The sequence below is a fragment of the Vibrio sp. V04_P4A5T148 genome, assembly GCF_963875605.1.
Taxonomy (GTDB): domain Bacteria; phylum Pseudomonadota; class Gammaproteobacteria; order Enterobacterales; family Vibrionaceae; genus Vibrio; species Vibrio anguillarum.
In genome coordinates this window covers 129,210-140,642 of sequence record NZ_CAWNMS010000058.1, presented here as the reverse complement: position 1 = coordinate 140,642, position 11,433 = coordinate 129,210, and the positions used below count along the sequence as shown (strand labels likewise).

Annotated in this window: 13 protein-coding genes and 2 tRNA genes; 6 read left to right on the top strand and 9 right to left on the bottom strand. The window is 45.7% G+C overall.

The annotated features are described in order from the left end of the window. Both tnpA and AACT18_RS12870 read left to right on the top strand, forming a co-directional pair. A partial coding sequence (gene tnpA, locus AACT18_RS12875) for an IS200/IS605 family transposase (RefSeq protein WP_094143321.1) occupies positions 1–427 on the top strand: 427 nt, incomplete at its 5' end. Between the two features lie 384 nt (positions 428–811). Beyond that, complete coding sequence (locus AACT18_RS12870; protein ID WP_013856668.1) at positions 812–1,483, top strand: DUF2726 domain-containing protein; 672 nt, start codon at positions 812–814, stop codon at positions 1,481–1,483. Here AACT18_RS12870 and AACT18_RS12865 read toward each other — a convergent pair. Continuing rightward, positions 1,471–2,532 carry a GGDEF domain-containing protein gene (locus AACT18_RS12865; protein ID WP_094125590.1) on the bottom strand — a complete coding sequence of 354 codons (1,062 nt, stop codon included), beginning with the start codon at positions 2,530–2,532 and terminating at the stop codon, positions 1,471–1,473. The two genes, AACT18_RS12870 and AACT18_RS12865, sit on opposite strands and share 13 nt — an antisense overlap. Before the next feature lie 272 nt (positions 2,533–2,804). Between AACT18_RS12865 and AACT18_RS12860 the strand changes: the two genes are divergently transcribed. From AACT18_RS12860 to AACT18_RS12845, 4 genes are all read left to right on the top strand, one after another. Then, positions 2,805–2,881: transfer RNA gene (locus tag AACT18_RS12860), tRNA-Val, on the top strand. 37 nt (positions 2,882–2,918) lie between these two features. Further along, a tRNA-Val gene (locus tag AACT18_RS12855) sits at positions 2,919–2,995 on the top strand. A gap of 280 nt (positions 2,996–3,275) precedes the next feature. Next, a complete protein-coding gene (locus AACT18_RS12850; RefSeq protein WP_094125591.1) occupies positions 3,276–4,328 on the top strand; it encodes a lactonase family protein in 1,053 nt (350 codons plus the stop codon). A gap of 12 nt (positions 4,329–4,340) precedes the next feature. After that, positions 4,341–4,703 (top strand): RidA family protein, encoded by a 363-nt coding sequence (locus tag AACT18_RS12845; protein ID WP_094125592.1) that lies wholly within the window; start codon positions 4,341–4,343, stop codon positions 4,701–4,703. A 114-nt stretch (positions 4,704–4,817) separates the two neighbouring features. Here the strand turns inward: AACT18_RS12845 and cydX are convergent, their stop codons facing one another. The 8 genes from cydX to AACT18_RS12805 all read right to left on the bottom strand — a co-directional run bounded on the left by cydX (position 4,818) and on the right by AACT18_RS12805 (position 11,227). Further along, a complete protein-coding gene (gene cydX, locus AACT18_RS12840; protein ID WP_013856710.1) occupies positions 4,818–4,919 on the bottom strand; it encodes a cytochrome bd-I oxidase subunit CydX in 102 nt (33 codons plus the stop codon). A 12-nt stretch (positions 4,920–4,931) separates the two neighbouring features. After that, positions 4,932–6,068, bottom strand: a complete 1,137-nt coding sequence (cydB, locus tag AACT18_RS12835) for a cytochrome d ubiquinol oxidase subunit II (RefSeq protein WP_094125593.1) — start codon at positions 6,066–6,068, stop codon at positions 4,932–4,934. An 11-nt stretch (positions 6,069–6,079) separates the two neighbouring features. After that, a complete protein-coding gene (locus tag AACT18_RS12830; protein WP_094143553.1) occupies positions 6,080–7,660 on the bottom strand; it encodes a cytochrome ubiquinol oxidase subunit I in 1,581 nt (526 codons plus the stop codon). Positions 7,661–7,780: 120 nt separating this feature from the next. After that, the gene (locus AACT18_RS12825) at positions 7,781–8,380 is read right to left on the bottom strand and encodes an HvfX family Cu-binding RiPP maturation protein (RefSeq protein ID WP_094125508.1); all 600 of its coding nucleotides are present in this window, start codon (positions 8,378–8,380) and stop codon (positions 7,781–7,783) included. Then, positions 8,377–9,123 (bottom strand): HvfC family peptide modification chaperone, encoded by a 747-nt coding sequence (locus AACT18_RS12820; protein WP_094125507.1) that lies wholly within the window; start codon positions 9,121–9,123, stop codon positions 8,377–8,379. Before AACT18_RS12820 ends, AACT18_RS12825 begins: the two co-directional genes overlap by 4 nt. Then, positions 9,116–9,979 (bottom strand): DUF692 domain-containing protein, encoded by an 864-nt coding sequence (locus AACT18_RS12815; protein WP_094125506.1) that lies wholly within the window; start codon positions 9,977–9,979, stop codon positions 9,116–9,118. Before AACT18_RS12815 ends, AACT18_RS12820 begins: the two co-directional genes overlap by 8 nt. Beyond that, the gene (locus AACT18_RS12810; RefSeq protein ID WP_094125505.1) at positions 9,967–10,281 is read right to left on the bottom strand and encodes a hypothetical protein; all 315 of its coding nucleotides are present in this window, start codon (positions 10,279–10,281) and stop codon (positions 9,967–9,969) included. Before AACT18_RS12810 ends, AACT18_RS12815 begins: the two co-directional genes overlap by 13 nt. After that, positions 10,271–11,227, bottom strand: a complete 957-nt coding sequence (locus tag AACT18_RS12805) for an MBL fold metallo-hydrolase (RefSeq protein ID WP_094125504.1) — start codon at positions 11,225–11,227, stop codon at positions 10,271–10,273. The genes AACT18_RS12810 and AACT18_RS12805 overlap by 11 nt, the downstream gene beginning before the upstream one ends. Positions 11,228–11,433: the final 206 nt, after the last annotated feature.

Here is an 11,433-nt window from a genome sequence, read left to right as displayed (position 1 = left end):
GAATTGTAAATATCATGTAGTTTTTGCACCTAAGTACCGAAGGCAGGTGTTCTATGGTGAGAAACGAAGGGCAGTAGGCGAGATACTTAGAAAACTATGTGAATGGAAAAGTGTGAATATTATTGAAGCGGAGTGCTGCGTAGATCATATTCATATGCTTTTAGAAATACCACCGAAGATGAGTGTTTCATCATTTATGGGGTATTTGAAAGGAAAAAGTAGCCTGATGCTATATGAGCGATTTGGAGATTTGAAGTTCAAGTACAGGAATCGAGAATTTTGGTGTCGAGGGTATTATGTAGATACGGTAGGAAAAAATACCGAGAAGATACAAAGTTACATAAAGCACCAACTAGAGCAGGATAAAATGGGAGAGCAATTATCGCTCCCGTACTCAGGTAGCCCGTTTACGGGCCGCAGGAAATAGTCATATGCAAATGTCAGATCACTATGCGCCTGCTAGGGCGCTGCCAGTAGGAAAGCCTTATAGGCGCATATGAAAAACCACCGGCTATGCCGGTGGATACTTTTTTTCTCTACTTTTTCCTACTAAGGCTCTCATTAATGAGCCTCTCGTTTGGTCATTGTCCATTGACAGAAAACACAAGTTGCGACATTTCACTCATTGGCGTAGGTTATCAACCTGAATGACACTCTGGTACACATTCTAGATTCAGCTTACAAGAGAGCCTGCTGCCATGTGGATTAGGTCACCCTCTTCAACAAATCCATAGTAATAAACTGGCCTTTGGGCGGTACTTCGTTTATTAATTAGCGAGTTAGCTAATTACTTCAAAATGGTTTTTATCGTATGACCAACATTTTTATCATTGTTGCACTGCTGGTGCTGTTTTTTGTCTTTATCCAAAAGTACGTGATCAAACACGACGATACCAAAGACTACGCTTATAAGAAGAAAGGAGCGTTACTCAATATGTCGGAAGGCGCCTTTCATAATGCGCTGAAATCTGCAGTAGGGGAACACGGTGTGGTGTTGGCTAAAGTTTCAATGGCCAACGTGGTTACCCCAGCGGCGAACTTGAATAAAAAGCAGTGGTTTATCGCCAATAACCGAATCGCCAAAAACTATTTTGATTTTGTGGTATGTGATGCAAGAACCTTAGAGCCGCGAGTCATCATCGAGTTGGATAACGGAAAAGAACTGCATAAAGGCAAGGTAGAGCGTGAAAAATTGCTGATGCATGTGTGTAAGTCTGCCAACATTCCATTGATTGGTGCGAACATCAAACACAGCTATCAAGTGAGTAAACTAAGAAGGTTATTGGCCGCGCATATCGATTTGATCGAAACCGATAAAGAAGTGCGTTTTTGCAAAAAATGTGGCAGCCCAATGGTGATAAAAATTGCCAGCCAAGGCGAATTCAAAGGCCGACGATTCTTTACGTGTAGCCGTCAACCACAGTGTACCTATACTGAAAATTATAATGTTGTGTATGAAGTCGGAGAGGATCAAGAACTCTGAGAAGCCCAAAGTGTCGCATCATTTTTGCTGTCATTGACTTGGCAAATACGAACTTGGTTACGTCCATTTTTCTTCGCTTTATAAAGCTCAACATCGGCTAATTTCAGTAGTACATCCAACTTGTCACCTTCATGGTATTCACAAATACCGACACTTAAGGTCAGTTGGATTCGCTTCGAGCCATAAGCGTACAAATGTTGATTAATCGCTTCGCGTAATTTTTCTCCCACATGTTCGGCTTGCGCGATACTGTTATTAAACAAAGTCACACAAAACTCCTCCCCGCCGATACGGTAGAGGTTATCGTCGCCCACAATTTGAGACATTACCTGCGCCGTATCGATCAGCACCTTATCACCGGCATCATGCCCATGGGTGTCATTGACTTGCTTAAAATAATCAAGGTCAATCACCAGAAGACATAAAGTGGTATCTACCTTATTTTGCACAAAGTGAGCGAAGGCATGAGTGAGTGCTAAACGATTGTGAGAGCCCGTCAACGCATCACGAGAAGCAAGATAGCGTAGTGAGTTTTCGGTTTTTTTACGGCTAGATTCAAAAATATGAGCCACTGTCCAAATTCCGCAGTAGCAAAGAAGCAGATTGATCATCAACGGGATTGGATCATAAGCTTCATTCCATAAGGCTTGATAATAAATGTTGAACAGTTGCGGAATGAGTGCGATGCCCGTAGCGAGGCGGCCATGCTTAACCCCTAGCAATAGGTAAAAAAGTACTGGGAAAAACGTGGTCCATAAAAATAGACCATTACTTAAAGGCTGGATAAAAGTCCCTGCGCTGATAATAAAGATTAGAAAATAAACGTAGACACGAATATGAGTAGCTGAATGTGTTTGTTGCTTTGCAATCAAGTAAACGTAATAGGAGTAACACATGAAGACAAATTCTAATGCTGCTAGCCCGTAGCTGTAAGTGTAAAAAACGTTAAATAGGACGAAGAAAAATGCAATAGCGGTCAGCAGTAAGCTTAACCCACAAAGTACAGAGGCTCTCAAATGATGAGAATGATTGAATAATCGCACATCCATGTTACGTCACCGTATTGCATATCGAAGATATTGATAAAGCTTATAGTACGAGATAATTGGTCCGAATCAATGGATAATCTCACATAACTTATACAATGAAATAAATTGGACAGCTTACACCTATTGTTAATCGGGTTATTGTGCTTAAACCCAGAGTTGTGAATAAAAAACAGACAAGCTGGTGATAGATAAGCCAACTGGCTCAAAAACAAAGAAAATAGACTTGCACACAGCAAAAACAGCCGTTAATATCCACTCCGTTCTGAAGATATGCGTCCGTAGCTCAGTTGGTTAGAGCACCACCTTGACATGGTGGGGGTCGGTGATTCGAGTTCACTCGGACGCACCATTTCAGTTGCATGTATCATGCTCAAGAACAAAAATTTGGGTCTTTAGCTCAGTTGGTTAGAGCGTCTGGTCGACATCCAGAAGGTCGTTGGTTCGAATCCAATAAGACCCACCAAATTCAAACAAAGCCCGCCACGTGCGGGCTTTGTTGTATCTAAAAACCCACGTAACGTTATCGCGGAAAATTATTTAACAGCGAAGATGGATTTTATCCTCTAGGAAAAATAAACATTATTCCGAGCATGTTCATTGATTATGTTCCGCAATCGCCCGATTGGATGTAAGTTTGGACTGTATGGCGGTTTTCATCACTGCCACACAGGTAGCTCAATTAAATTATCCCAGATTAAGGTGAAATTTGGGTATAGTGTTTTATTTTTTATGATAGGTGGAAAATGAGCACACACACTGCCGCGCGTTTTTACATTGGTACTTATACGGATGCACCAAGCAGTAGTAACGGCGTTGAGCTGATTGAGCTTAACACCATCACGGGTGAACTTAGTGTTTTGCAAGAGGTGATGGCGACGCGTAACCCTTCCTACCTTCTTGAAACCACCAAGGGCTTTTACACTTTTAATGAGGTAGAAGCGAGCGACAACCCACAATTAATACACATTAACAAGGGCTCTGTTTCTCAAGTGCCACTGTCGGGTAGCTATGCATGTCATCTTGCTATTGATGCCAAGCAGCGCTATTGCGCCGTGGCGCATTATGGGTCGGGTAATGTGAACATTGTTCGTTTGGACGACACTGGCAAACCGGAGTTATGTATCGCTGATCTATGGATTAATGGTCAGGGGCCAAATGCAGAGCGCCAAACCTCACCTCACGCTCATCAGGTGGTTTTCCTTAAACAGTCGTCGCAACTGGTTGTGGTCGATTTAGGGAGTGATGCAATTCATTTTTTCGCCATCAACAGTGATAATCAGGCATTTTCATTGGCGCAAACTGTAGAGATGCCTGCGGGGAGTGGGCCGCGCCATGTGGTGTTTAATCACGCAGAAACCCGAGCTTTTGTGGTCTGTGAATTGTCGGAGACTTTGGTCACCTTAGTATTTTCCGGGACACAATGGCAAATAGAGACTGAGTGCGATCTCTTGCCGAATGAGGCGAAAAGTGGAGCGGCTGCGGCGATTAAGTTGTCGCCCGATGAACGTTTTCTCTATGCTTCCTGCCGAGAGCAAAATAAAATCGTTCTTTTTGAACTATGCCAGCCACAACCGCAATGGATTGCCGCATTTGACGTCGGTGGCCAATTCCCGCGTGACTTCACTTTGTCTGCGGATGGAGATTGGTTGTTGGTTGCTAGCCAACATTCAAACACAATAACCAGTTATCGCCGAGATGAAACCACAGGCAGGTTGGTTGCCAGCGGCTTTAGCTGCAAAGTCGGCGCGCCAGTCTGTGTGATCGAACAGCACTGTTGCGAGTTATCTTTACTATAAAGAGAGAAATTAATGACTATTCATCGTATTAATCCAAGTAAACGTTGGTCTGACATCACCGTATTCAACGGCATTGCCCACTTTGTGGAAGTGGCTGATAGCGATACAAAAGCCGATATGAAAGGGCAGGTTGAGCAGATCTTAGCCCAAGCTGAGCAGCAGTTGATGGCGATCGACAGCGACAGAAGTCGCGTGTTATCGGTGACGATTTATGTCACAGATTTTGCTCATTTCGCCGCTTTGAATGAAGTGTGGGATCGCTGGTTTCCAGAAGGATGCGCACCAAGCCGAGCCTGTGTTCAAGCACAACTGGCAAGTCCTGACTATCTGGTTGAAATGGCTTTTGTTGCCGCAGCTGGCTCAAAATTTCAGTAAATACGTTTCTTACTATGTGATGAAAAATGGCGCTACAATTTGCGCCATTTTTTTATCTCAAAGCTTGATGATCTTAAACCTTGTTAACAGGTTATCGGCTTGCATATGAGTGAGTTACGATTCATCGAAATGCTCAGCTTGCTCAAGCCACAATCCATTGATTATGCCAAATGCACAGGCGAGTAATACGCCAAGAACCCAACAGAAATACCACATCAGTCATCTCCTTTAGTACAGCGATACGCTGTGGTTGCGAATATAATCATCATTCAATCGACCGAACATTTTGTAATAACCCCACGCGGTGTAACTGAGAATAACTGGCACCACTAAGATGGCGACAAGCGTGATGATATTGAGTGTTTTTTGGCTGGATGTGGCATCCCAAATCGTCAAACTGTGTGATGGCATTAAGCTTGACGGCATGATAATCGGAAATAGCGCCACGCCTGCCGTTAAAATAATGCATGCAATAGCAAGGCTAGAGAATAAGAAGGCCCAGCCAGATGCTCTTTTCAGGCTTGCCCATATGCACGCCAATAAGCTCGCGATGCCCACGCAAGGGATCAACCACAGCATGGCGTGTGCTTGATAGTTATGCAGTAAATGACGAGCGACGCTAACCACTTCTTTATGCAAGGGGTTTGAAGCGGCATCCGTGACAATCGGGCTCACGATAATATAACCCGCCATGTTGGCGGCAAAGAATCCGCCGATGAGAAATAAAGCCACGGCAATGCTGGCACTGACCACCGACGCGTTATGGGCTCGCTCACGTAACGCATCACAAGTTTTGAGCTGTAAAAACGTTGCGCCTTGAGTGACGACGATGGCAAGGCTGAGCAGGCCACACAGTAGCGGAAATGGCGTGAATAGATCCCAAAAATGGCCTTGGTAATCAAGCATCAATAAGTTATTGAGCTGAAAAGGGACTCCCAGCAATAAATTTCCAAAACTAATGCCAAAGATGAGCGGCGGCACAACGCCACTGATGAACAGTGCGTTATCGCACGCCTTGCGCCATGAGGGATTATCGATTTTCGAGCGATAATCCATACCAATTGGGCGCAGCCATAACGTGGCAAGTAGCAACATCATCGCTAAATAGAAACTAGAAAATGCGGTGGCGTAAACCAGTGGCCAGATGGCGAAAATCGCACCGCCAGCAGTAATCAACCACACTTGGTTGCCATCCCAATGAGGCGCGATACTGTTGAGCATCACTCTTCGTTCAACATCACTGCGTCCCAACATCGGCAGTAGCGCTGCAACGCCCATATCAAAGCCATCGGTGATGATAAAACCAATCAATAGCACACCGACAATCGCCCAAGTCAGCAGACGTAAGGTTTCGTAATCAAACATTGTGTTCTCCCTTAATGGTGTACGTGAGATAGAGATCCGTGCCCATCTTGCGTTTCAAAATGGTAACGTCCGGTATGTAGGGCGCTTGGTCCGCGCCGAGCAAACTTCACCATCAGGTACATTTCCACCACCAAAAATGCGCTATAGAGTAAGTAAACTAGGCCCAGTGAAATCCATAAATCGCTGGGTGATAGGTTAGATACAGCCATATTAACCGGAAGTACTTCACCGATAGCCCAAGGTTGGCGGCCAAACTCAGCGACAAACCAACCCGCTTCGCTGGCAATCCAGGGAAGTGGAATAGCGAATAATGCCGCCTTAAGTAACCAAGGCTGAGTGCCGATTTTTCGCCGACAAATTTGGATGAAACAGAGCCCAATCACAGCGAACATCGCCATACCGCAGGCCACCATGATGCGGAAGCTCCAAAACAGAGGTGCAACTTGCGGAATGGTATCTTGCGCGGCTTGTTTGATTTGGCTTTCAGTCGCATCAGTTACTTTATCGGTGTATTTTTTGAGTAATAAACCGTACCCCAAATCCTCTTTTAGCGTTTCAAACTGAGCGATGTTTTGCGGTGAATCGTCACCATTGCGTAAGGCTTCCAATAACCCGTAAGCGAGCATGCCATTGCGAATGCGCTCTTCACTGCGCGCCATCAAATCTTTTAAGCCGATGACGGGCTCATCCAATGAACGCGTGGCGATAATACCCATCAAATAAGGGACTTTAATCGCCGCGTCTGTGTGCATGGTTTCTTGGTTAGGTAGCCCAAACAGAGTAAAAGAGGCTGGGGCTTGTTCGGTATCCCACTCGGCTTCAATGGCGGCCAGTTTCACCTGTTGCACTTCACCTAAGGTGTAACCTGACTCATCACCTAGCAATAAAGTGGCGCTAATGGATGCCATGCCAAAAGCGCAAGCCACAGCAAATGAGCGACGCGCAAAGGGAAGGTCGCGCTTTTTCAATAGGTAGTATGCGCTGATACCCATGATAAACAGTGCGCCTGTGGTGTAACCCGCCGCAACGGTGTGCACAAACTTCACTTGGGTTACTGGGTTAAAAATGACCTCAGTAAAGTTGGTCATTTCCATACGCATGGTTTGATAGTTAAACTCGGCGCCGACGGGGTTTTGCATCCAGCCGTTGGCCATCAAAATCCACAATCCAGAAAAGTTAGAGCCTAAAGCGGTTAACCAAGTCACACTTAAGTGCTGACGCTTAGAAAGGCGCTCCCAGCCGAAGAAAAATAATCCAACGAGTGTTGATTCAAGGAAGAAAGCGATTAAAGCTTCAATCGCCAGTGGAGCACCAAAAATGTCACCCACATAATGAGAGTAGTACGCCCAGTTGGTGCCAAATTGAAACTCCATAGTGAGGCCGGTGGCAACGCCAACGGCGAAGTTGATGCCAAACAGCTTACCCCAAAAACGAGTCATGTCTTTGTAAACGGTTTTGCCGGTCATGACATACAGTGATTCCATGATCGCCAGTAAAAACGATAAGCCAATGGTCAGCGGAACAAAAATAAAATGGTAAAGCGCCGTACTGGCGAACTGGAACCGTGACAGTTCCACCACATCTGTAAGCATAAAGTCTCCCTCCCGCCAGCAAAATGGCAGGTAAGATAGTCAGAGATGAATGTGTGATTGATAACGCCTGCCACTTGAAGCTGCGGGCGGCAACTTCAAGTTAGTCGGCATCATTAGGTGTTAAGCGGTTTGAGGCGTGCGAGTGAATGGTTTTTTTAGCCAGTAGTCGAGGCTGACGTAGCGGCCACCACCATAAATGAAAAGAACCATCAGCATCACAAAGTAAGTCGCCGCAAATTCCATCCCGTTATTGAGCATCACAGGGTCACCGAGCTCAGTGATGTAGTTGTAGCGGCCCGGAAAATTGACCGCTAACCATTCAATAAAACCGTTTAAGCGCACCGTCGCTTCCATACTGCTGGTGGCAATCGCGTCCCAGCCATGTTTCCAGTGCACCATTGCGCTCGCCACGCTCATCATGAAAATCATTGGAATCGCCATAATGCGAGTAAAAAGACCAAGTGCAATGCAAATACAGCCGAGTACTTCCGTCGCGGCGGCTAAAAATGCCAGCAGTTCAGGAAAAGGTAGATTTAAACCACCATCGGCGGTTGAGGCGCCAAACCAAGCAACGGTTCCAGCGAAACCAACCACTTTAGAACGAGCGCCAACAAAAATCACCGGCACGAGAAAAAGTCGAATCGCAAGTAGTACGATAAAATCGAATTTTTTAAATTTTTCGATCACGCCATCGTACCAATTGAGGGCTGAGTGAATCATAGAGTTTCTCCTAATAAATACAGGCTGATGAGTCCTTGTTGCTGAAACGTTTGAACCCAAGCCAAAAAATGGAAGTTGGATAGGTGTTGAGCTATCTGTTGTTCTAGTTGCGTTAGTGACTGCGCTGGGGCGTTTTGAATCATCTGAATCAGGGCGATATCCACTTCTCTGAGTTTTTGTGATACCACCTGATGCGATGCATGACGAAATACCCCGTAACAGACCGTTTTCTGTTCTTGAGTTAGGAAAGTGACCGATTCTGGATGGACAAGAAAAGGCACTTCGACCAGTTTTAACGTTGGGTTAAGCTGTATGCAAAACGCCTCCGGTTGAGCTTCAACATCATCCCACCACACGTTGAGATCCGGCACATCGGCGCTATCCATTTCAGCGTTGAAAGCGATCCATTCATATTCAAGCAGTGCGATCTGGTCAGTACTGAGGTTAATGTCGGCATTATGGCCATTGTGCTGTTGGATAAACTGAACAAATTCAGTCGCAATCTGATGGAACTCAGGCTCCATAGCGCCATGTATTACCAGCCATTCGTCCGTCAAAATGTAGAGTGTTTCCTCGTTAAGTTGAGCGTAAAACAGAGGAAAAGTGTGCTTAATGACAGAGTAGATATTCGCTCGAATGAACTCTCGATAACGGCAGGGCGGTTCGCCTTGCGCGACAGGAGAGCGGATCACGCAGGTCAGTGCGTGCATTGACATACTCATGTTCATTGGTGGTTTAAGCATGGCTACGCTCCACATCGATAACTAATGATGGCGCTGGTTGCATAATATCGTGATGGATAGTGCGCAACTCTTCAGTCAAAACCACCAGAGGAGGCACATGATGATCACGTTCAAGCAGCAAAGGACGGCTACCTTGTTGAGCGTAAGCATAACGAGCCAAGTCAATCACCTCTTGCTGTACTGGTTTGCCATGGGTATCGAGCAAGAAATCTTCGCGCTCTTTTAAGTGACCTGCGATGTGGTAATAGCAGATCGCTTCGCTCGGTAAAGTGGCCAGCATGTCAAACGGGCAGTAATTGTGGTTACGGCTATTCACATACACATTATTGATATCAATCAGCAGCTGGCAGCCGCTGCGCTCGACTATCTCAGCAATAAATTCGCCTTCGGGGATCTCCTTGCCGTAACTGTGGTAGTAGGAGATGTTTTCCAGCACCAAAGGACGTTGCACAATATCTTGAACGCAGTGAATGCGATCGACCAAGTAAGCAATGCTCTCTTTATAGCGCGGGATAGGCAGCAGTTCATACAAGTACCCTTGGGCATCACGCGAAAAGCTCAAATGCTCACTGTAAATGTCGATGTTAAATTCATCTAAAAATGCCGCTACCTTTTTCACAAACGCTTTGTTCAGTGGCTGACAATCGCCAATCGACAAACTCAGCCCATGTGCAACCAGAGGATAGTGCTTTGCTATCTGCTGTAACTGCTCGCGTTTAAGTCCGCCCATGTTCATCCAGTTCTCCGGAGCAAGCTCAAGGAAATCGATGTCGGGATGGTCAGGCAACTGGCATAGCAAATCGATGTGTTCGCTACGCAAGCCGATGCCTTTTGAAGTACGATCTATTGCCCGCATACACCACCAGTGATTTTGCTGTTGGTTAGAGTAATGGTTTCAGCGGAAGGTGAGATTCCCTCTGCGGTTAAGCCGCATTTACCATCTCTGGCGCGTACTAAACGTCCTTGCGGATCGCTTTTTAAATCCTGTTTCTCAAAGCGTTTTTCAGTACCACATTTGCCAGCCGCGCATTTGCCACCATTTTGAGAGGTGGGTTGCGCACTCACTGGTGCTTCCGTTGACGTTTCTGCAACGCTCATTGCAGGATGAAGAGCAATGGCCGAAGTCATCGCAATAGACAAAACAATTTTACAATTCATGGGTTATCTCCTTCACGGAACTCATTGGGTAGCTTGAGAGATCACGGGCGGCAATAACTTCGCCGTGATAAAACTGTTTGATGATCTTGGTGGACTCTGATTTATGTTTAAGGCCGACTCCCATCCAGTGGTTGAGCACGAGCAGTTTAGGATTGATTTTGGCTGCAATTTCGCCAATCACTGAAGGTTTAGCGTGCATAAATGCGGAAACTTCATCGGCTGACTCATGAACAGCCATCGGCATGACTAAGATGTCAGCGCCTTGAGCAAAATCGAGAAATGCTGGGTTACTGCCGTTTTGATCGGCAGAAATGACAATAACGCCCTGATCACTTTCAATACGATAAGCCAAACATGGCACGTCCCCATGAGGAATACCGAGTGCGTAAATGGTTAAACCGTCTTGTTGATACACTTTAGTTGGTGTCGTGGTTTGGTAAGAAACATCAGTGATGGTGACTGGGAACAAACCATCGCTGCCATCATACAAACCGTTCAAATAAGCATAAGCGCCATCTTTGTTATTAAAGAGTGCGTCCATATAGCCTGATAGGCTAGGGAAGGCTGATCCCGCTTGCGGCCCAGCAATATCTAGCGGATCTTGACGGTTAAAGAAGTAGCCACCTTTAAGTAGCGCGGGCAAGTCTGCAACGTGGTCGGTGTGAAAATGGGTAATGCCTAGAAAATCCAAATCTTCCAGTTTAGAGCCGGATTGGCCAAAGCGCAGATACGCGCCGCCGCCAGCATCAATCATGATTTTAGATTTGCCTTTCCACCAAATTACTTCCGCTGAAGAAGAGCGCAGATCATCTGAAATTGGCCCTCCCGATCCTAAAACTTGTAAAGTGAATTCTTTGTCGAGCGGTTCTAACGAGTTTGCGTAAGCACCGATGGCACCGCACGACAAACTGATTGCGAGCACCAGCGCCTTGAGTGGTTGTTTCATGCTGACTACCTTTTGATTGTCTTTTTTATGATATGTGGATACCTAGGGCGAAAAGAGACTTGCGATAAAAGTGCAAGCTTTTTGATTCTCGTCAAGGTGTAGGTGAAAGATATGATTTACGAGGATGTTTGGTCAATCTTAATTTTCTTACCTATTGGTTAAGGTAAATTGAACGATGTGGTGTGATGCAATGATAAGCCTGTTAG